Here is a 19,365-nt window from a genome sequence, read left to right as displayed (position 1 = left end):
GTGGGTGACAACCTAGCGACGAAGGGATCGTATGCCCCACTGAAGATTGCAATTCTCGGGGGTGGGACGGCGGGCTGGATGACCGCCGCTGCCCTGATCAGTCAATTGCCCGAGCGCGACTATGCCATCACGCTGATCGAATCGGATGCGATCGGCACGGTCGGCGTGGGCGAAGCGACGCTGCCGCATCTCAAGATATTCAACGACATGCTCGGCCTCGACGAAGCCGAGTTCATGCGATCCACCGGCGCCACCTTCAAGCTCGGGATCGACTTCCGCGGCTGGGACCGGCCGGGATCGAGCTACATCCATCCGTTCGGCGCCTTTGGCGAACCGTGGAGCGGAATCCAGTTCCAGCATCACTGGCTGCGCGCGCAGGCGGCGGGGCAAACACCCGGACCGATCGCCGATTATTCCTATGCGGTCATGGCGGCGCGGGCGCAGGTGTTCGATCTGCCGAACGATGACGCCGCATCGATCCGTTCGACCTACAGCTACGCCTATCATCTCGATGCCGGGCTATATGCCGATTATCTGCGCAGATGGGCGATCGCGCGCGGTGTGTCCCGGATCGAAGGCAAGGTCGGCGAGGTGGCGCGCCATCCCGAAAGCGGCCTGCTGGAAAGCCTGGCGCTGGAATCGGGCGCGCAAGTGCAGGCCGAGCTGTTCATCGACTGCTCGGGCTTCCGTTCGCTGCTGATCGGTCAGCAATTGGGCGTCGACTGGGTCGATTGGAAGCATTGGCTGCCGTGCGACCGCGCATGGGCCGTGCCCTGTTCGCGCGCGGACGCATTTGTCCCTTACACCTGTTCCACCGCGCAGACCGCCGGATGGACCTGGCGTATTCCGCTGCAGCACCGCATCGGCAATGGTTACGTGTTCTCCAGCCGTTTCGTGGATGACGACACGGCCCGCGACACCTTGCTGTCGGCATTGGAAGCGGAGCCGGCCGGCACGCCGCGCCTGCTGCATTTCGCCACGGGCAAGCGCGAATGTGCCTGGGCCGGCAACTGCGTGGCGATCGGCCTCGCCAGCGGCTTTCTCGAACCGCTCGAATCCACCAGCATCTATCTGATCCAGGCCGCCGTCATCGATCTCATCCGGCTCATCCCGCGGCGACCCGGTGCGCCCGATCCGCGTCTGCGAAATGAATTTAACCGCCTGTTCGACTTGCATTACGAGCGCGTTCGAGACTTCCTCATCCTGCATTACACCGCCAACCGGCGCGAAGGGGAACCCTTGTGGGATCATGTCCGCACCATGCCTCTGCCCGCCACACTGGCACAGAAGATCGCGCTGTTCCGCGCCCGCGCCAGCCTGCCGGACTATCGCTACGGGTTGTTCGCGCGCGATAGCTGGCTTGCTGTCCTGCTCGGGCAGAATATCGTGCCGGACCGGTACGATCCGCTCGCAGAAAAGGTGCCGCTCGACGCGCTGGACGCCAAGCTGGCAGATTTTCGGCAGCGGATCGCATCGGGTGTCGCGATGATGCCGGGTCACACCGATTTCATCGCCGACTATTGCGCTGCATCCGCGGCGCCGCAGAGCGCGACGGCATGAGACGGTTCGTCCTGATCGGACGCGACGCCGCATTGTGGCTGACCGCGGCGGCGCTGGCCCGCGGTATACCGTCCGGCCTGGCCGAGATCGCCGTGGTCGAATTGCCGAGCGTGCTGACACCTGCCGGCGTCTATGCCAGCCAACCCCCGCTCGAAGCGCTGCACCAGCGCATCGGTATCGACGAAGCCATGCTGCTCCGCCTGACGGGGGCCGTGTTCTCGTTGGGACAGAACTTCACCGGGCCGCCCGCCCGGACGTTCTTCCATGCTTGGGCGGCCTATGGCGCACCGGTCGAGAGGCATCAATTCTTCGACTTGTGGCTGCGCGCGCGTGACGGGGGGCTACGTATCGATCTGCAGGAATTCTGCCCGGCGGCGATCGCGGCCACCCATGGTCGGATCATGCTGCCGTCCGAACCGGCCCTGGCCTTCGGAAGGATCGAATATGGGTATCATCTGCCCGCCATTCCCTATTGCGGACTGCTCAAGGAACTGGCGGCGAAACAAGGCGTCGCGATCCATCGATCGACGGTGGCGGGCGTGGAGCATGCTCCAACGCCCGAAACGCTTGCTGCCGTCATTCTGGATGACGGAACGCGGATCGAAGGTGAGCTGTTCGTCGATGCGACCGGCGATGGAACGCTGCTCGACAGCTTGGCCGGCAGGACTTCCGGCCGGCAGAACGGCGCAGCTCGCAGCTTGCGCCTTTTGACGGCGAATGCGCCGGCCTTCGGCGAGATCCCCCCTTTCGCCGAACTGCGCGCAACGCCCGAAGGATGGCTGCGGCTGCACCCGGTACGCACGGCGACCGGGGTGCAATATGTGTTCGATGACCGCATCGGGGACGATGAAGCCGTCGAACAGGCAGGCCAGTCTGCACAGGCGCCGCTGTGGGATATCGAGATCGGTCCGGTTCTTTCGCGAGAGATCGGCGATCCCTGGACCGGCAATTGCGTGGCGATCGGCAGCAGTGCGCGAACCTTCGACCCGGTGCACCCGGTCCAGCTGCATGCCATCCAGCTGGGCATCGTCCATCTGCTCGCGCTGCTGCCGGCGACCGACGATGTGTCCGCCGAACGCCGCGAATACAATCGTATTATCGGCTCCTCCTTCGACCGGATCGCCGATTTTTTGCAGGCGGTATATGCGCTGGCGCCGTGGACCGGGCCGTTCTGGGACGATGCGCGCGCGGCACCTGCGTCCGACGCGCTGCAGCATTTGCTCGCGACCTTCCGCGCGCGCGGCGAGATCGCGCCGATGGAGGATGAATCCTTTTCGCCCGATAGCTGGCGCATCATGCTGACCGGGCTGGGCGCCTATCCGGAAAGCTGGCCGCCCACCGCCGACCGTTTGGCCCCCGAACGGCTCAAGCATAACATCGTGGCGATGTTGCGCTTCATCAAGGACACCGTGCTCGAACAACCCCACCATAACGCCTATCTCCGGGACATGATCGGAAACCCCCGATCGTGACCGGCTCGTCTCCATCTCGTCCGATCGCGACCGCCGCGATGCCGCCGCCCGTCGGCGAGGCCGCGATCGGCGCTGCGCGCGATTTGCAGGGTCTGGTGGAGAGCGGCCAGCCGGCTGTCATCCGCGGGCTGGTGGCGGATTGGCCCGCTGCCACCGCCGGCAGTGCCGGTCCCGAAGCCCTGAACGCCTATCTGCAAAGGATCGACCTGGGCAAGCCAGGCCCGGTCATGGAAGCGCCGGCGATGATGAAGGGCCGCTTCGGCTATGCGTCCGACCTGCGCGAATTCGCCTTCACCAAACGCCAGCGGCCGGTGCCCGAAACGCTCGATCGGATCGCGCGGAGCATGGATCGGCCGAACGGGCCCGTGATCGCGATCCAGATGCTGTCGCTGCGCGCACATATGCCGGCGTTCCTGCAGGACAATCCGCTGCCAGTCCTGCCGGGGGTCGATCCGCTGCTGTGGTTGGGCGGTCCGGTCCGGACTCAGATCCATAACGATCGCGACCATAATCTCGCCTGCGTGATCGCCGGGCTGCGGCGCTTTCTGCTGTTTCCGCCCGAGCAGGTGGCCAATCTCTATATCGGTCCGCTCGATAATCCGCCGCCGCTGTCGCTGGTCGATGCCGATGCGCCCGACCTGGAGCGGTTCCCCCGCTTCGCCCAGGCGATGGAACACGCCCTGATCGCGGAACTGGCGCCGGGGGACGCGCTGTTCCTGCCGCGGTACTGGTGGCATCACGTCACCTCGCTCGCCCCCTACAACGCGATGGTCAATTACTGGTGGGGTGAGTGTGCCGCCGGACTGGAAGATCCGCACACGCTGTTCCTGGCCGCGTTGCTGTCGCTGAAGGCCCTGCCCCAGCCTGAGCGCGCCTATTGGCAGGCGATGTTCGCCGCGCATGTTTTTGGCGACGACGCCGATCACATTCCCGCCGAACTGCGGGGGGCGCTCGGGCGCCTTACCCCCCGCGCGCGTGCCGAACTGCGCCGCGAATGCCGCGACAGATTGCTGCAAGCCGATTTTCCTTCCCGCACCCGATGAGGTTTTGTGTCATGTACCGTTCGTATCTTTTGCTGTTGTGTGCCGTGTTCGTCCCCGCCACCGCATGGGCCGCACCAGTCGAATGCGCCCGGTCCCCTGGCGAAATCATCGAAGTCTGCGTCACGGTCGCACAAGGGCAGGCGACCTACAGCGTGAACCGCAACGGTGTGCCCGTTCTGGCGGCGGCCCACCTCGGCCTGGCCTTCGCCGATGAAACCGCGCCGCGCTTCGATGCCGTCGACGATGTCGCGCGCAGCCGTAGCGATAGCACATGGGAGCAGCCATGGGGTGAACAGCGCCTCATCCGCGACAATCACACCGAATTTCGCCTGACCCTGAAGGGCGACACGCCGCTGACCGAGAATATGGTGGTGACGTTCCGGCTGTTCGATGACGGCATCGGATTTCGCTACACCCTTCCGTCGATCCCGGCGGGCCGCGATGTGGCCGTGACGTCGGAATTGACCCAATTCCGCCCGGTCGGCGCGCATGACGCATGGTGGTATGAAGCGCTGGGCCAGGAAAGGGACGAATATCTCTACAACCGGACCGCCGCGCGCCGCATCACGATCGCGGAGACACCGCTGACCCTGGAAGGCGAGGACGGATCGTTCCTGTCCTTCCACGAGGCGGCGCTGGTCGATTATCCGAGCATGTTGCTGGCCGGCGACGGCGCCGGAACCCTGTCGGCAACATCGATGCCCTGGCCGGATGGCACGTTGGCGAAGAAGACGGGGCCGTTCGCGACGCCCTGGCGCATGGTCCTGATCACCGATTCCATCGGTGCGCTGGCCGATAGCCGGATCGAATTGAACTTGAACGAACCGAACCGGCTGGGCGACGTATCCTGGTTCAAGCCGGGAAAATATGCCGGAATCTGGTGGGAGATGCATCTCGATCGCTCGACCTGGGCGAGCGGACCGCGCCATGGCGCGAACACGCGGAACGTCAAGCATTACATGGATTTTGCAGCGAAATACGGATTTGACGGGGTGCTGGTCGAAGGCTGGAATGTCGGCTGGAACGGGGACTGGACGACGGAAGGAGACAAGTTCAGCTTCACCCAGGCCTATCCCGATTTCGATATCGATGAAATCGCGAAATACGGCAAGCAGCGGGGCGTGAAGCTGATCGGCCATCATGAAACGGGCGGCGCGGTGGAAAACTACGAACGCCAGATGAATGATGCTTTCGACCTGTACCAACGCAATGGGGTGGCGATCGTAAAGACCGGCTATGTGCGCCACAGCGGCGACATCGTCGATGCCGATGGCGGCCTGGAGTGGTTCGCCGGGCAATATATGGTGCGTCATCACCTGAAGGTGGTGGAGGCGGCCGCCCGCCACCGCATCGCCATCGATACCCACGAACCGGTCAAGGATACGGGCCTGCGCCGGACCTATCCCAACTGGGTCAGCCGCGAAGGCGCCCGCGGGCAGGAGTTCAACGCCTGGGGCAACCCGACCAATCCGCCCGAGCACCTCACCATCCTGCCGTTCACCCGGCTGCTGGCCGGACCGATGGACTTCACGCCCGGCATCTTCGACATTCCGCGCGATGGTACTGAACTGATCCGCAGGGTGCAGTCGACACTCGCAACGCAATTGGCGGAATATGTCGTGATCTACAGTCCCATCCAGATGGCTGCCGATCTGCCAGAAAATTACGAGCGCAATCCGGCGGCGTTCCAGTTCATCCGCGACGTGCCGACGGATTGGGAACGCTCGGTCACGCTCCAAGGCAAGGTCGGTGATTATGTGGTCGTCGCCCGCCAGCAACGCGGGGCGCGCGATTGGTATCTGGGTGCCATCACGGATGAGGAAGCGCGCGATCTGACCCAGCCTCTGACCTTCCTGCCGGCCGGCAAACGGTACGAGGCGCAGATCTATGCCGACGGGCCGGGCGCCGATTACCGGACCAATCCTCTGTCGCTGGCGATCAGCAGCAAGATGGTGACGTCGAAGGATACCCTGCCCTTGAAGCTCGCACCGGGCGGCGGGGTGGCCATAAGATTTCGCGCTTTGCCCCAGTGATCGGCAACGGGCGATAATCCCCTGTGTCTCGATCCGGGTCCTTGCTGCGTTCGGTACTTTCGCTTGCCTTGGGGATCGCGTTGGTTGGCGGGAGCGCGCCCGATGCCCCCACCCGCCGGACCATGGCGGCGCTCGATCTGACCGACATCGGCGCGCGAGGCGCGGCCGTGCCGTTCGACGAATACGAAGCGGAGAACGCGGTCTTCACCGGCAGACGGATCGGGCCGGACCGCCGCTTCCAGACGCTCGCCGCCGAAGCGTCCGGCAGGATGGCGGTGCTGCTGTCGGGTCCGGACGACGAGGTGACCGTGACGCTGGCGCGCGCCGCCAACGCGCTGACGGTGCGCACCGCCATCCCCGATGGCGCGGATGGCCGCGGGCAAGATGCGACAATGGGTATCTACATAGGCGGGGAGCGGATCGGAACGCTGGCGCTGACGTCGCGCTATGGGTGGTTTTACGGTCGTTACCCGTTCACCAACGATCCCGCCGACGGGCAGCCGCACCATTTCTGGGACCACGCGCGCCTGCTGCTGGACACTATGTTGCCGGCGGGCACGCAAGTGACGCTGAAGGCTGCTGACGGGGCGGCCTGGACCGCGCTCGACCTGGTCGATTTCGAAACGGTTGCCGGGCCGCTGACCCCGCCCCCCGAGGCCGTGTCCATAATGAACTTCGGGGCCGATCCCACCGGCCGTCGCAGTTCCGCACATGCGCTGGAACAGGCGATCGCAGCGGCGCAGGGGCAAGGTGGCAGCGTGTGGCTGCCCCCGGGGCGATTTCGTGTGGACCGGCACGTCATCGTGGACCGGGTGACGATCGCCGGCGCGGGCATGTGGTACAGTTCGCTGGTCGGCCGGGGGGTGGGCTTATACGGGCGCGAGGCCCCGGCCGGATCGTCTCACGTCCGCTTGCAGGATTTCGCCATTCTGGGCGAGGTGGACGAGCGGGTGGATGACGAACAGGTCAACGCCATCGGCGGCGCGATGGGCGATGGCAGCAGCATCGAACGGCTATGGCTGCAGCATCACAAGGTCGGCCTGTGGTTCGACGGCCCGATGCGCGGCATCCGCATTTCCGGCCTGCGCATCCTCGACATGACCGCCGATGGGCTGAACTTCCATCGCGGCGTGACCGATGTGGTCGTCGAACACAACTTCGTGCGCAACACCGGCGACGATGGGCTGGCCAGCTGGGCGCACAAGCAGGACAATGCCGATATCGTCTTCCGCCGCAACACGGTGATCGCGCCCGTGCTGGCGAACGGCATCGCCGTGTATGGCGGACGAAATATCGCGATAGAGGCCAATCTTGTCGCGGATACGGTTACGCAAGGCGGCGGGTTGCATGTCGGCAATCGTTTCGATGCGGTGCCGGCCAGCGGGTCGATCCGGCTTGCCGACAATCTGGTTATCCGCGCGGGAAGCTTCGATCCAAACTGGCGGTTCGGTATCGGCGCGGTGTGGTTCTATGCCCTAGATGCCCCGATGGTCGCTTCGCTGAGCGTCTTCGACACCGATATCGTTGCGCCCACGCTGGAAGCGGTGCTGCTTACCGGACAATCGATCCAGACCGTCGATTTTAAAAATCTTCGGTTGACATCCACCAGAGACCCCATGATCACGATCCGGTCGCGAGGAATCGCGACGGCCGAGTATATCGCTGGGAATACGCGAAAGGTCTCCCTGCTGGTGTGCGATCCGGCCTTCGAGTTTCGTGCTTTCGGAAATCAGAAATTTTACCGCCTTCCGGCGTCTCTATGCTTACGCGACGAGGCTTCGTTGACGCAGATTCACGAGAGTTCGATGGAAGCGAGCGCTACGAAGCCAAGCTAGGTAGGCAGCCGAATTGCTGCTTATATCGCGTCCGTCCTACAAAGCGTTCCCACATGGTGCGGAAAATGCCAACAGAGAATCTGAGCGTAATGGCGGTGAACTGCGGTCGTCGAAAAAACGTCTTTTCATTGAAGTCTATGACGAAGCGGCAAAGCCTAAGCTAGAGAAAAGTAAGGATAATATTTGAAATTACGCCCGAGGACGTGCAGAACGTCGTTAACAAACGAATGTCTGGTGGGCGATGACGGGCTCGAACCGCCGACCCTCTCGGTGTAAACGAGATGCTCTACCAACTGAGCTAATCGCCCGCCGTCCCGGCTCTAATGGACGCCAGCTTCAGGTCAAGTGGCTTCGGCGAGCATGTCTGCGACCGCGGGATCGTTCCATTCGGTCGGCCCGATCAGCCGCCACACCTCCTTGCCGTCGCTGCCGTAGAGGATGGTGGTGGGCAGCTGCACATTGCCGCCGAACGCCGTCAGCAGCACATTGTCGCTGTCGATATAAGGCTCCAGCGTGGCGAACCCCTGCTTGGCCCAGAACGGATCGACCGCCTCGCTTCCGTCGAGGTCCTGCGAGACGACGAGCACCTGCAAGGCGGCGTCGCTCCCGGCGAGTGCGTCGAGCGTGGGCATTTCGCGGATGCATGGCGCGCACCAGGTCGCCCAGAGATTGACCAGCAGCGGGCGGCCCCTGAAATCGGCCAGCCGCGCCGCGCCGCCGTCCGGACCCGTGAACTGCCCGGCCAGATAGGGCGCGCCGGCATGGGCATAGCTCAGCTCCGCCTTCATCCCGTCCGCGGTTTCCACGAGCGCGCCCTCGCCCGGCCTGGCCTCTGGCGCGGTCTGCGCCTGCTCTTGCTCCGATCCGGGCGCGGCCCTATCGCAGGCGGCCAGTCCCGGAAACAGGGCTGCGGCAAGGAGCAAAGTGTAGCGCATGAGCGATTCCAACAGCATGTGGGGCGGGCGCTTTTCGGGCGGCCCATCGGCGATCATGCGCGAGATAAACGCCTCGATCCCCTTCGACAAGCGGCTGTGGCGGCAGGATATCCGCGCGAGCAAAGTGCATGTCGCGATGCTCGCCGCGCAGGGCATCGTCAGCGAAGCCGATGCGGAGGCGATCTCCGGCGGGCTCGATACCATCGCCGCCGAATATGAGGCGGACGGGGTGCCCGAGAATCTCGATCTCGAGGATATCCACATGACCGCCGAGGCGCGGCTGACCGAACTGATCGGGCCGGTCGCCGGGCGGCTGCACACCGCGCGTTCGCGCAACGATCAGGTAGCGACCGATTGCCGGCTGTGGGTGCGCGAAGCCTGCGCGGAGGTGGACGCCGGGCTTGCCGCGTTCCAGCGCACGCTGCTGGCGCGGGCCGAGGAACATGCCGATACGGTGATGCCCGGCTTCACCCATTTGCAGGCCGCGCAGCCGGTCACGCTCGGCCACCATCTGATGGCCTATTACGAGATGGCGCGGCGCGACCGCAGCCGTTTTGCCGATGCCATGGCGCGCGCCGACGAATGCCCGCTGGGCAGCGCGGCGCTGGCGGGAACCAGCTTCGATCTCGACCGGGAGCGGACCGCTTCCGAGCTCGGCTTCGCGCGGCCCACCGCCAATTCGCTCGACGCCGTGTCGGATCGCGATTTCGCGCTCGACTATCTGATGGCGGCAACCACCGCGTCGCTTCACCTCTCGCGGCTGGCGGAGGAATTCGTGATCTGGGCGAGCCAGCCCTTCGGTTTCGTCAAGCTGTCCGACGCCTACAGCACCGGCAGCTCGATCATGCCGCAGAAGCGCAATCCCGACGCGGCCGAGCTGGTGCGCAGTCATGCGGGCCGGATCGCGGGCTGCATGCAGGCGTTGGTCATGGTGATGAAGGGCCTGCCGCTCGCCTATGCCAAGGATATGCAGGACGACAAGCCGCCCGTGTTCGAGGCGCATGACCTGCTGGCGCTTTCGATCGCGGCGATGACCGGGATGGTGGAGACCAGCGATTTTCAGACGGGGCGGCTGCGCGATCTGGCGGCGGGTGGCCACAGCACCGCGACCGATTTTGCCGACTGGCTGGTCCGCAGCCTCGACATGCCGTTTCGCGATGCGCATCATCTGACCGGTGCCGCGGTCAAGCTGGCCGAGCAGCAGGGCTGCGATATTTCGGAGCTGGATGCCGCCGCGCTGCGCGGGCTCGATCCGCGGCTGGCGGATGCCGACCTGCCCGACCTCAGCGTCGAAGGCTCGGTCGCCAGCCGCATGAGCTATGGCGGCACCGCGCCCACGCGAGTAAGGGAAGCGGTGAAGCGCGCCCGCGAGGACATGACATGACGAAATCCGCCGCCATATTACTGGCAACCGCCGCGCTGCTTTCGGCCTGCGGCAAGCTCGGCCCGCTGGAGCCCGCGCCCGGCGCGCGCCTGCCGGTGCAAAGCTATGGCCAGACCGGCAAGGTCGATCCGCAGGCGCTGCTCGAACCCTCGACGCAGGCACGGCCATCGCGCAGCGACGAGCTGCTCGAACGCTCCGAAGTGCGCTCCGCCGATCCGTTCGATCTGCCGCCCGCCGGTCGCCAGGCGGATAGCGACGATGATGAGGTAGCTCCTCCTCCGGAAAACTGATGGACCATTTCACCTATAAGGACGGCGTGCTTCACGCCGAGGACGTGCCCTTGCCCGCCATCGCCGAGGCGGTGGGCACGCCGGTTTACATATACTCCCGCGCCACGTTCGAGCGGCACGCCCGCGTGTTCCGCGACGGGCTGTCGGCGATCCCGGACAAGCACATCGCCTTTGCGATCAAGGCCAACCCCAATCTGGCGGTGCTCAATGTGCTCTCGCGCGAGGGCTATGGCGCGGACGTGGTTTCGGGCGGCGAGATGGCCCGCGCGCTGGCGGCGGGCGTTCCGGCAAAAGACATCGTTTTCTCCGGCGTCGGCAAGTCGCGCGGCGAGCTGGCGCAGGGTCTCGATGAGGGCATCGGCCAGTTCAACATTGAGCACGAGCCCGAGGGCGCAGCCTTGTCCGAAATCGCGCTGTCCAGGGGGCTGAAGGCGCCCGCGACCTTGCGCGTCAATCCGGATGTCGATGCGGGCACCCATGCCAAAATCTCGACCGGCATGAAGGAGAATAAATTCGGCGTCGGCATCGACAGCGCGCCGGACATTTACGGCCGTCTCGCAAAGCTGTCGGGACTGAACCTGCGCGGGCTGGCGGTGCATATCGGCAGCCAGCTGTTCGATCTGGCGCCGATGGAGGCCGCGTTCGAGCGGCTCGGCGCGCTGGTGAAGCAGCTACGCGATAGCGGCCACCCGATTACCCATGTCGATCTGGGCGGCGGGCTCGGCATTCCCTACAAGGCGGGCGAGGATCATCCGCCCAGCCCGGCCGATTATGGCGCGATGGTCGCGCGCGTGACCAGGGACTGGAACGTGCGCCTGCTGTTCGAGCCTGGCCGCGTGATCGCGGGCAATGCGGGCGTGTTGCTGACGCAGGTCCTCTGGGTGAAGCCCGGCGCCAGCGCGCCGTTCGTGATCGTCGACGCCGCGATGAACGATCTGGCGCGCCCGGCCATGTACGACGCCTGGCATGATTTCCAGCCGGTGCAACGGACGGGGGAGCGCATGACCGCCTCGATCGTCGGGCCGGTGTGCGAGAGCGGCGATACCTTTGCGATAGGGCGCGAGATCGAAGCCGTCGGGCCGGGCGATCTGGCGGTGTTTCGCACCGCGGGCGCCTATGGTGCGACCATGGCGAGCACCTATAACAGCCGTGCGCTGGTGCCCGAGGTGATGGTCGATGGCGACCAGTTCGCGGTGGTTGCGGACCGCATTCCGGCGGGCACGATCATGGCTGCCGAGCGCGTGCCGGACTGGCTGCGCTGAGCCCCGTGCGCCAGTTCCCGCTCTTTCTGAATCTCGAAGGGCGCACGGTGATTATCGTCGGCCATGGCCCCGCCGCCGACGCGAAACGCCGCCTCTACGAGCGCGCCGGGGCGGTGGTGACGGACAATGCGAATGCGAGTGACGCGGCGCTCGCCATCGTTGCGCATGAGGATGACGAGCTGGCCCGGATCAGCGCGCGCGATCTCAAGGCGCGCGGGCTGCTGGTGAATGTGGTCGACCGACCCGAGCTTTGCGATTTTACCACGCCCGCCATCGTCGATCGCGATCCGGTGACGGTGGCGATCGGCACCGGCGGCGCGTCGGCGGGCCTCGCCAAGGCGCTGCGCCAGCGGATCGAGGCGATGCTTCCGGCGGGGCTGGGTCAGCTGGCGACAGACCTCTATGCAGCGCGCGAGCATATCCGTGCCCACTGGCCAGACGCCGCCGACCGCCGCCGCGCGATCGATGCCGCGCTGTCCGAAGGCGGGCCGCTCGATCCGGGCGGCACAGCCCATGACGTGGCGGCGTGGCTCGTGGGCGGGAATGCGGCGGTGGAGACCGGTCTGCACGTCATCGCCCTCACCGGCCCCGATCCCGACGATCTCACGCTACGCACGGCGCGGCTGCTGGGCCAGGCGGACCGGGTCTATCATGATGCGGGCGTCGGGAACGCCGTGCTGGAACGCGCCCGCGCCGATGCCGAACGCATCGAAGGCGCGCCCCCCGAAGCGCTACTCGCCGGGCTGAGCCTGTATCTGCAGCGCGCTCCATAAAAAAACGGCGCCGATCCCGGAGGACCGACGCCGCTTGTTCCGTCAGGCCGGAACGGATCCGGCCATCGGCATCGCGATCAGAAGTGGAACACCGCCGACGCGCTCGGGCGAAAGGATTCGAAATCCTTGAACGTGTCGACGCCGAAACGCAGGCGCACGCCGCTGTTGCCGGTCAGGCCTCCCAGACCGATGTCCTTGGGGCCGACCTCGGCACCGATGCCGTAGATTACGCCGTCGCGGTCACGGATGCTGCCGTCATATTGCAGCTGGTCGCCATCGGCATCGAGCAGGACCGGATCATGCGATTCGCGGCCTTCGACCCACATATAGCCGACGCGGCCGTAGAACAGGCCGCTGTCGCCCACGCGCACGCCGAAGCGGCCCGCAGCGCCATATTCCCAGTCGATGTCGTTAAAACCCTTGGAGCCGAAACCCTCGGCGCCGACGAACAGCGGGCCGAGCGGAACGTTCGCGCCGACGATGCCGTTGATCACGGCACCTTCGGTCGAATTGACACCGAATTCATTCTGTTCGTTGGGCGTATCATAGATATCATAGCCGCCGCCGATGGCGACATACGGCTCGATACCGAAAGCGGGCGTGCCGTCGGGCGCGTCGGCGTCCTGCGCGAAAAGCGGGGCGGGGGCGAGGGAGAGGACTGCTGCGGTGAGCAGGAGACGGCTGTTCATTATATTATTCCTTGATGCATTGAAGCCGGCCGTCAGCCGGAACAGCCTCAATCGATCGCGAAACAATATGTTCCTTAAGCTGTCATAAAAATGCGACAAACCGTTTCATAGTTCCATTCATTCGTTATTAATCATTCTCGTTGCGCAATAAATAATGTATTTGCGCCGAGGCGATCAACCGCGCCAGGCGATGCGGGCACGGCAGAAATTATGGCGCAAAGCTCACCGTCACCCGCGCTTCGTTCGAATAGCCTTTGAGATAGGTGGGGAGCCGCAAGCCGAACTGCGGCGAATAGCTCAAGGCGGCGGACTTATCGTCCTCGGTGATGTTCGCCGCTTCAATCGGGTGGTCGAGTTGCTCATAAATTGCGATGCTCGAACTGGTGCAGCCGCCGATCGCATCGAACAGTGCGCCGATGGCGAAATTGCTTTCGTGACGGGCGAGCTGCCAGGACACCCGGCATTGAAGCTGCAAGTCGCCGAGCCGCCAGTCGCCTTCGCGCGAGCCTGGGCTGAGCACCCTGGCGCGGATGTAGAACGCCTTTTCCGGCCGGTTGCTGGTGACCTCCCAATCATCATCGTCGAACATCGGCAGCGCAAACCTGCCATCCGCGCCGATCGTTACGGGCACGGCCTCGCCATGGCCTTCCAGCGTCAACTCGATCGCGCTGCTGGAACCATCGTCTGCCTTGGCGCGCACTTCGAACCACAGGACGGCGTCCGGTGCGTAGCGCTCCCGGTATTTCGCAAAGGCTTTCTAGGCATCGCGCAGACGATCGATCGGAATGCGCGCGGGCTCGCGTCCTCCGATCACCACGATCTCACCAGGGTCGGACGCTTCCGGCGAGTCGGTCGATGCGGCCTGCGGAGCCGGTGATGCCAAAGCCAGTAACGCCGCGATCAGTATCATTCCCGCAGGCTATCGTTCGAATCGCGCAGAAGATAGTGCATTTGCGCCGAGGCGATCAGCCGTCCGCGCTCGGCCTGCCACGCCGCCGCCTCGACATTGGCGAGCGTCCGGCCGAGCCGGGTGATGCGGCCCACCGCGAAGGTATCATGATCGATCCCGCCGCGCATGAAATCCACCGTGACGTTGATCGGCTTGATCCGCACGTCGCGGGCGTCCGCCGTCAGGGCGCTGTGCAGCGCGACGATCGAGGCGATTTCGAGCAGGCCCGAGATCGCGCCGCCATGCAGGAAGCCGGGGCGGCCGATGACGATGTCCTGAAACGGCATCGCCAGCATCGGCACGCCGTCCTCCTCGCCCGCCGAACGGATCGACAGCGCGCGGGCATAAGCGGGCATCGCCCGGTCCAGATCGAGCCCACTCATTTGCCGAAACCCCTCATTTGCCAAAATCCTGCGTGCGGATGAAGGTGCCGGTGACATGCGCCAGCGGGTCGGCCGGATCGCCATTGTGCGCGAGGCCGCGCACGAAGCCGATCGAGCGCGTCACATGATAGCATTCGCCGCGCCCGATCACCGTCTGTCCGGGCGGCGAGGGGCGCATATAATCGACGCGCAGGTCCATCGTCGCATGCGGGCGGAACTGGCCGAGCTTCGTCCAGATCGACAGGCTGGTCGCCATGTCCATCAGCGAAATGATCGGGCCGGAGGCGAGAATCTGCGTGTCGTCGTCTCCGACCAGATCGGCGCGCCAGTCGAGCTTCAGCGAAACCCAGTCCGGCCCGTGGTCTTGATAGGCGATCCCCAGCATGCCGCCATGGCCGTATCGGCCCATGAATGCGCCGATCTGCGCGGGATCGAAGCGTTCGCCGTCGTCCATCTGTGCCGGTGCCTTGCTCATGACCATGGCCATAGCGATTTTTGCGCAGCGCACAAACGGCGGGGCGCATTGGGTGCTGGTGCCGCTTTTTCGTCATTGCGAGGAGCCGAAGGCGACGCGGCAATCCAGGGAGGATACAGCGCTGCAATGACTCTGGATCGGTTGACCTGCGGTCCGCTTCGCGTTCGGCCTGCGGCCTCGCAATGACGATTATCTTTCCACATTGCCTTGGATATAATCTTGAAATTCAAACTGACTCACTACCGGCCAGTCGGTCTTGTGCAGCTTCGGGCAAGAGCTACATGCAGGCCGTCATGGAAGAAATCCTCTCGACCAGCGTGCGTACCGCGACCGTGCTGTCGGTGCTGCAGACCGCGCTCACGCCCGCCTTTCTGCTGGTCGCGCTGGGCAGCATGCTCAACCTGTTCACCGGGCGGCTTACCCGCATCATTGACCGCGCGCGCGATCGCGAGGCGCTGTACGAGGAGACCGAGGGCGCCGAGCACGACCGGCTGGTATACGAGCTGCGGCTGCTCGAGCGGCGCATGACGGTGACCGGCCGCGCGATCTGGTTCGGCGTCGCCGCGGCGGTGGTGGTGTGCGTCATGATCGGCATGCTGTTCCTGATCGGGCTGGCCAAGGTGGAACTGGCGCTGGCGATCGCCGGCACGTTTCTCCTTGCTCTGCTGCTGATGGCCACGGCTTTGGGCTGCTTCATGTACGAAGTGCACCTGTCCACGCGCGTCCTGCATGTGCGCGCGGAATATTTGGAATATGGGGAAAAAGCGGGGCGCGGATAGGCGCGCAACGGGGCTGACGGCGGCGTGAGTCGCCGAAGATGCGCTCATGCCCCGCCCCGACGCCCGATCATGGGTGGACTCGTCTGCTTAGAGCAAAGCTCCGGCTGTTAGCTGCCGTGCTGTATCAGCTAACGGCGCCGCAGGATCGGGATCGTCACCACCGTTGCAATGTAGAGCGCCGCCACCCAAGCGGGTAAGACAGACATCCGCCACTCCGGCATGGCAAACCATAATAGGCTTACCGACGAAACGCGAAGAGCGGCATGGATCCCGAAGAGCGCGCTGCCAAAGGCCCAGCCCATCACGTAAAAGTCGAGGCAATAGGCGATGGCCATCACGAGCAGCAACGCTTCTGGAAAGATGATTGCGCACCCCACAACGATCGGAAGCATCATCGCAATTACGCTCATGTGCGTATAGCCGACCAGTTCTCCCAGCGCATTACCCTTGGTGAACGGATCAGCACCGAACAGGCGGGAGAAAACTACCGCGATTGGTAAGATGAAGAATGTGCCAACAATCCAGAGTATGCGAGCTTGGCTCAACTCAACCGTGACACCTACCACAGTGGCAGCTGTCCAGAAGACTGCGCCGGCGGCAAAAAAACCGATGTTCCACTGGCCGCGCCGGGCGGCGTCGATTCGCAACTCGTTTAGGTTGTCCGTCATCAACCTGCCCCTCCCCAACGCCGTTTGCATCCCTGCACGTCCGCTTCACAAGGCGCAAGCGTTAGGCGATTGCGACGCTATGGGATCGATGACGGACCTAAAAATATGGCGATTATGTACTTTGCAAACCCTGTCGGATGGAAATTCACAAACGGCATGGCTCCGCCTTTCTTTGTACGTCATGCCAGCGAAAGGGCACCCAACAAAGTAGTACTTTGTTGGGACCCGGAAAGCTGGCATCTCGGGCCTCATGGCGATCCCGCCCGAGACCCCAGCTTTCGCTGGGGTGACGAACAAATGAAACGGGTTTGCAAGGCACATAATCGCCAAAAATATAGGCCCGTCGAAAAAGCTGTCCTACATCCATAGTTACGGATGTGGGAAATTATCGGTCGGCGACTCGGGCCTCGCGGCCCTCACGCGCCGTCTCCGTCTCCCACCGTTTCCAGATAGCGCGGCGGGACGCGGGCGTTGCTCGCACGCTCATAGGCGTCACCGACCTGCAGCAGGAAATCGTCGGTCCAGGCCGATCCGATGAAGCTGATGCCCACCGGAAGGCCGCCCACCAGACCCATCGGTACGGTGAGATGCGGATAGCCGGCCTGGGCGGGCAGGCCGCTGGCGCTGGGGCCGGTATAGGCGTCGCCCTTGCCCAGCGTCGACAGCCATGGCGGGCTGCGCGTCGGCAGCGCCAGCACGGTGACCCTGCCCTCTGCCAGTATCCGGTCGATGCCCATCCGCCCGGCCAGCCGCTTGGCGGTATCGCGCGCCTTGAGATAGGCGGGATCATCGAGGCCCTTGGTCTCTTCGGCCTGCAGGAACAGCGCCTGATCGAAATAGGCGAGTTCGCGGTCCTTGTCGGCCTCGTTGAACGCGATCAGATCGGCCAGCGTCTTCGCCTTCACGCCCCCATCCTGCAAGTTATCCGGCAGGCTCTGCAAATAGTCGGCCATGTCCGCCTTGAACTCGCTCAGCAGCACCTGGAATTCGGCGTCGCCGACATCCTCCAGCCCCGTGCGGCTGTCCGCGATATCGACGATCGTGGCGCCTTGCGCACGCAGCAGGTCGAGCGCCTGCTCGAACTGCGCGGTCAGCGCGGCGTCGTCGCCCACGCGGTCGCGCGGCACACCGATCCGCAGGCCCTTCAGCACGCCCCGCCCCAGCAGCGCGGCATAATCGGACACCCGCCCCGCCGCACCGGCGGTCGCCGGATCGCCCGGATCGACCCCGGCCATCACACCGAGCATGATCGCCGCGTCGCGCACGGTGCGCGTGATCGGACCCGCCGTATCCTGGCTGTGGCTGATCGGCACGACGAAGCGGCGCGAGACGAGCCCGACCGTCGGCTTGAACCCCACGACCCCGTTCGATGAAGCCGGGCAGGTGATCGACCCGTCGGTCTCGGTCCCCACCGTCCCGGCGGCAAGGCTGGCGGCGGCGGCCACTGCGCTGCCGCTCGACGAGCCGCAGGCATTGCGGTCGAGCGCATAGGGGTTGCGGGTGAGCCCGCCGACCGCGCTCCAGCCGCTGGTGCTGTCGTTCGAGCGGAAATTGGCCCATTCGGACAGGTTCGCCTTGCCCAGGATCACCGCGCCCGCCGCGCGCAATTTCGCCACCAGCGGCGCGTCGCGGTCGGTGACGTTCTCGATCAGCGCATAGGAACCCGCCGTGGTCGGCACCGGACCCAGCGTCTCGATATTGTCCTTCACGATGACCGGAATTCCATGCATCGGCCCACGGATGCGCCCGGCGGCGCGTTCCCGGTCCCGCGTGCGCGCCTCGTCCAGCGCGCCGGGCAGCAACGCGATCACCGCGTTCAGCGTCGGCCCGGCATCGTCGAGCGAGGCGATGCGATCGATATAGGCTTGGGTGATCGCCGCGCTGCTCGTTTCGCCCGAAGCCATCGCCGCCTCGAGTTGGCTGATCGATTTTTCCTCGACCGGATAGTCGCCGGATGAAGCGGTCTGCGCCATCAGCGGAGCAGCGAGCAACGCGAGCGGGGCGGCAAGCCGGGCAAGCCGCATCAAGCGTCGACCAGCCGGGCGAGCTCGCCATTGCGATCGCGCGCGGCTTCGAGCACCTCGGTCAGCAAGGTCACCAGCCGCTCGTCTGCATCCAGCACGTTCAACCCTTCGCGCGTGCTGCCGCCGGGGCTCGCCACCTTGTCGGCGAGCGCGCCGGGATCGTCCTCGGCGCCCGCCGCGAGCGCCGCGGCGCCCTCGACCGTCGCCAGTGCCATGCGCGCGGCCTGGTCTTGCGGAAGCCCGAGCCGATGAGCCGCCACCGCCAGCGCGTCGGTGAAGCGGTAGACATAGGCCGGACCCGATCCCGCCAGCGCGGCGACAAGGTCCATGTCGGCTTCGCGGTCGATCCATTCGGCGGTGCCGATGGCGTTCATCCAGCGGGTCAGCGCATTGCGCTCCTCGTCGCTCAACGCATCGGAATAGAGGCCGAGCGGCGACTTGCCCAGCGCCACGCCGAGATTGGGCATCAGCCGCACGGTCTTCCCGCCCGGGAACAATCGGTCGAGCGTGGCGATCTCGATCCCCGCGAGGATCGAGATGACGACGGTGCCGGGTTTGATCGTCTTGGCGATATCATCCGTCAGATCGCTCAGCATCTGCGGTTTCACGCCGAGCAGCACGATATCGAACGGCTCGGTCGGCGGCTGACTGACATGACGCACGCCGCCCGGCACGCCGCCCGAATGCGGATCGAACGCGGTGAAGCCCGCGGGGTCGGCGCCCGCCGCGATCCAGCCCTTGAGGATGCTCCCGGCCATGTTGCCGCAGCCAAAGCTAAGGAGATTCGTCGGAAAGTCTGTCTGTTCGTTCA

General features: G+C 65.0%; 19 protein-coding genes and 1 tRNA gene. 10 read left to right on the top strand and 10 right to left on the bottom strand.

Going from position 1 to position 19,365, the window contains the following annotated elements:
* The first annotated feature begins 78 nt into the window (after nucleotides 1-78).
* The 5 genes from ACOQPC_RS01510 to ACOQPC_RS01490 are packed head-to-tail and all read left to right on the top strand — an operon-like array spanning nucleotide 79 to nucleotide 7,943.
* A complete protein-coding gene (locus tag ACOQPC_RS01510) occupies nucleotides 79-1,560 on the top strand; it encodes a tryptophan halogenase family protein (protein WP_420606910.1) in 1,482 nt (493 codons plus the stop codon).
* Nucleotides 1,557-3,032, top strand: coding sequence for a tryptophan 7-halogenase (locus ACOQPC_RS01505; RefSeq protein WP_420606909.1), 1,476 nt, complete (start codon nucleotides 1,557-1,559; stop codon nucleotides 3,030-3,032). The genes ACOQPC_RS01510 and ACOQPC_RS01505 overlap by 4 nt, the downstream gene beginning before the upstream one ends.
* 38 nt (nucleotides 3,033-3,070) lie before the next feature.
* A complete protein-coding gene (locus ACOQPC_RS01500) occupies nucleotides 3,071-4,075 on the top strand; it encodes a cupin-like domain-containing protein (protein WP_420606908.1) in 1,005 nt (334 codons plus the stop codon).
* A gap of 11 nt (nucleotides 4,076-4,086) precedes the next feature.
* Nucleotides 4,087-6,108 carry a glycoside hydrolase family 97 protein gene (locus tag ACOQPC_RS01495; RefSeq protein ID WP_420606907.1) on the top strand — a complete coding sequence of 674 codons (2,022 nt, stop codon included), beginning with the start codon at nucleotides 4,087-4,089 and terminating at the stop codon, nucleotides 6,106-6,108.
* A gap of 41 nt (nucleotides 6,109-6,149) precedes the next feature.
* Nucleotides 6,150-7,943, top strand: coding sequence for a glycosyl hydrolase family 28-related protein (locus ACOQPC_RS01490; protein WP_420606906.1), 1,794 nt, complete (start codon nucleotides 6,150-6,152; stop codon nucleotides 7,941-7,943).
* Between the two features lie 232 nt (nucleotides 7,944-8,175).
* Here the strand turns inward: ACOQPC_RS01490 and ACOQPC_RS01485 are convergent.
* Together ACOQPC_RS01485 and ACOQPC_RS01480 are read right to left on the bottom strand one after the other, a co-directional pair.
* A tRNA-Val gene (locus ACOQPC_RS01485) sits at nucleotides 8,176-8,251 on the bottom strand.
* 33 nt (nucleotides 8,252-8,284) lie between these two features.
* The gene (locus tag ACOQPC_RS01480) at nucleotides 8,285-8,878 is read right to left on the bottom strand and encodes a TlpA family protein disulfide reductase (protein ID WP_420606905.1); all 594 of its coding nucleotides are present in this window, start codon (nucleotides 8,876-8,878) and stop codon (nucleotides 8,285-8,287) included.
* Nucleotides 8,879-8,894: 16 nt separating this feature from the next.
* Between ACOQPC_RS01480 and argH the strand changes: the two genes are divergently transcribed.
* The 4 genes from argH to ACOQPC_RS01460 are packed head-to-tail and all read left to right on the top strand — an operon-like array spanning nucleotide 8,895 to nucleotide 12,587.
* Complete coding sequence (argH, locus tag ACOQPC_RS01475) at nucleotides 8,895-10,262, top strand: argininosuccinate lyase (RefSeq protein WP_420608184.1); 1,368 nt, start codon at nucleotides 8,895-8,897, stop codon at nucleotides 10,260-10,262.
* A complete protein-coding gene (locus tag ACOQPC_RS01470; protein WP_420606904.1) occupies nucleotides 10,259-10,552 on the top strand; it encodes a hypothetical protein in 294 nt (97 codons plus the stop codon). Before argH ends, ACOQPC_RS01470 begins: the two co-directional genes overlap by 4 nt.
* The gene (gene lysA / locus ACOQPC_RS01465; protein ID WP_420606903.1) at nucleotides 10,552-11,814 is read left to right on the top strand and encodes a diaminopimelate decarboxylase; all 1,263 of its coding nucleotides are present in this window, start codon (nucleotides 10,552-10,554) and stop codon (nucleotides 11,812-11,814) included. The genes ACOQPC_RS01470 and lysA overlap by 1 nt, the downstream gene beginning before the upstream one ends.
* A 5-nt stretch (nucleotides 11,815-11,819) precedes the next feature.
* Nucleotides 11,820-12,587 (top strand): NAD(P)-dependent oxidoreductase, encoded by a 768-nt coding sequence (locus ACOQPC_RS01460; RefSeq protein ID WP_420606902.1) that lies wholly within the window; start codon nucleotides 11,820-11,822, stop codon nucleotides 12,585-12,587.
* A gap of 77 nt (nucleotides 12,588-12,664) precedes the next feature.
* On the opposite strand, the gene ACOQPC_RS01455 is transcribed toward ACOQPC_RS01460, so the two are convergent.
* The 5 genes from ACOQPC_RS01455 to ACOQPC_RS01435 all read right to left on the bottom strand — a co-directional run bounded on the left by ACOQPC_RS01455 (nucleotide 12,665) and on the right by ACOQPC_RS01435 (nucleotide 15,083).
* The gene (locus ACOQPC_RS01455) at nucleotides 12,665-13,276 is read right to left on the bottom strand and encodes an opacity protein (RefSeq protein WP_420606901.1); all 612 of its coding nucleotides are present in this window, start codon (nucleotides 13,274-13,276) and stop codon (nucleotides 12,665-12,667) included.
* Between the two features lie 208 nt (nucleotides 13,277-13,484).
* A complete protein-coding gene (locus ACOQPC_RS01450) occupies nucleotides 13,485-13,976 on the bottom strand; it encodes a hypothetical protein (RefSeq protein ID WP_420606900.1) in 492 nt (163 codons plus the stop codon).
* Nucleotides 13,977-14,033: 57 nt separating this feature from the next.
* Nucleotides 14,034-14,186, bottom strand: a complete 153-nt coding sequence (locus ACOQPC_RS01445; RefSeq protein WP_420606899.1) for a hypothetical protein — start codon at nucleotides 14,184-14,186, stop codon at nucleotides 14,034-14,036.
* Nucleotides 14,183-14,608 (bottom strand): PaaI family thioesterase, encoded by a 426-nt coding sequence (locus ACOQPC_RS01440; protein WP_420606898.1) that lies wholly within the window; start codon nucleotides 14,606-14,608, stop codon nucleotides 14,183-14,185. The genes ACOQPC_RS01445 and ACOQPC_RS01440 overlap by 4 nt, the downstream gene beginning before the upstream one ends.
* Before the next feature lie 13 nt (nucleotides 14,609-14,621).
* Nucleotides 14,622-15,083 carry a PaaI family thioesterase gene (locus tag ACOQPC_RS01435; RefSeq protein ID WP_420606897.1) on the bottom strand — a complete coding sequence of 154 codons (462 nt, stop codon included), beginning with the start codon at nucleotides 15,081-15,083 and terminating at the stop codon, nucleotides 14,622-14,624.
* Between the two features lie 281 nt (nucleotides 15,084-15,364).
* Between ACOQPC_RS01435 and ACOQPC_RS01430 the strand changes: the two genes are divergently transcribed.
* A complete protein-coding gene (locus tag ACOQPC_RS01430) occupies nucleotides 15,365-15,862 on the top strand; it encodes a DUF2721 domain-containing protein (RefSeq protein ID WP_420606896.1) in 498 nt (165 codons plus the stop codon).
* A gap of 128 nt (nucleotides 15,863-15,990) precedes the next feature.
* On the opposite strand, the gene ACOQPC_RS01425 is transcribed toward ACOQPC_RS01430, so the two are convergent.
* From ACOQPC_RS01425 to ACOQPC_RS01415, 3 genes are all read right to left on the bottom strand, one after another.
* The gene (locus tag ACOQPC_RS01425; protein ID WP_420606895.1) at nucleotides 15,991-16,530 is read right to left on the bottom strand and encodes a DUF7010 family protein; all 540 of its coding nucleotides are present in this window, start codon (nucleotides 16,528-16,530) and stop codon (nucleotides 15,991-15,993) included.
* 416 nt (nucleotides 16,531-16,946) lie between these two features.
* Nucleotides 16,947-18,554, bottom strand: a complete 1,608-nt coding sequence (locus tag ACOQPC_RS01420; RefSeq protein ID WP_420606894.1) for an amidase — start codon at nucleotides 18,552-18,554, stop codon at nucleotides 16,947-16,949.
* Nucleotides 18,554-19,312, bottom strand: a complete 759-nt coding sequence (locus ACOQPC_RS01415) for a pyrroline-5-carboxylate reductase family protein (protein WP_420606893.1) — start codon at nucleotides 19,310-19,312, stop codon at nucleotides 18,554-18,556. The genes ACOQPC_RS01420 and ACOQPC_RS01415 overlap by 1 nt, the downstream gene beginning before the upstream one ends.
* Nucleotides 19,313-19,365 lie beyond the last annotated feature (53 nt).

The organism is Novosphingopyxis sp., from assembly GCF_965218915.1.
In the GTDB taxonomy this organism is placed as follows: domain Bacteria; phylum Pseudomonadota; class Alphaproteobacteria; order Sphingomonadales; family Sphingomonadaceae; genus Novosphingopyxis.
This window is presented reverse-complemented; position numbering and strand designations above follow the sequence as displayed.

Coding starts and splice junctions, on each gene's coding strand:
- argH (WP_420608184.1), top strand. CDS start 8,895: ATGTGGGGCGGGCGCTTTTCGGGCGGCCCATCGGCGATCATGCGCGAG.
- ACOQPC_RS01420 (WP_420606894.1), bottom strand. CDS start 18,554: ATGCGGCTTGCCCGGCTTGCCGCCCCGCTCGCGTTGCTCGCTGCTCCG.
- ACOQPC_RS01455 (WP_420606901.1), bottom strand. CDS start 13,276: ATGAACAGCCGTCTCCTGCTCACCGCAGCAGTCCTCTCCCTCGCCCCC.
- ACOQPC_RS01430 (WP_420606896.1), top strand. CDS start 15,365: ATGCAGGCCGTCATGGAAGAAATCCTCTCGACCAGCGTGCGTACCGCG.
- ACOQPC_RS01480 (WP_420606905.1), bottom strand. CDS start 8,878: ATGCGCTACACTTTGCTCCTTGCCGCAGCCCTGTTTCCGGGACTGGCC.
- ACOQPC_RS01505 (WP_420606909.1), top strand. CDS start 1,557: ATGAGACGGTTCGTCCTGATCGGACGCGACGCCGCATTGTGGCTGACC.
- ACOQPC_RS01440 (WP_420606898.1), bottom strand. CDS start 14,608: ATGAGTGGGCTCGATCTGGACCGGGCGATGCCCGCTTATGCCCGCGCG.
- ACOQPC_RS01425 (WP_420606895.1), bottom strand. CDS start 16,530: ATGACGGACAACCTAAACGAGTTGCGAATCGACGCCGCCCGGCGCGGC.
- ACOQPC_RS01415 (WP_420606893.1), bottom strand. CDS start 19,312: ATGGCCGGGAGCATCCTCAAGGGCTGGATCGCGGCGGGCGCCGACCCC.
- ACOQPC_RS01510 (WP_420606910.1), top strand. CDS start 79: ATGACCGCCGCTGCCCTGATCAGTCAATTGCCCGAGCGCGACTATGCC.
- ACOQPC_RS01470 (WP_420606904.1), top strand. CDS start 10,259: ATGACGAAATCCGCCGCCATATTACTGGCAACCGCCGCGCTGCTTTCG.
- ACOQPC_RS01445 (WP_420606899.1), bottom strand. CDS start 14,186: ATGATACTGATCGCGGCGTTACTGGCTTTGGCATCACCGGCTCCGCAG.
- ACOQPC_RS01500 (WP_420606908.1), top strand. CDS start 3,071: ATGCCGCCGCCCGTCGGCGAGGCCGCGATCGGCGCTGCGCGCGATTTG.
- ACOQPC_RS01435 (WP_420606897.1), bottom strand. CDS start 15,083: ATGAGCAAGGCACCGGCACAGATGGACGACGGCGAACGCTTCGATCCC.
- lysA (WP_420606903.1), top strand. CDS start 10,552: ATGGACCATTTCACCTATAAGGACGGCGTGCTTCACGCCGAGGACGTG.
- ACOQPC_RS01495 (WP_420606907.1), top strand. CDS start 4,087: ATGTACCGTTCGTATCTTTTGCTGTTGTGTGCCGTGTTCGTCCCCGCC.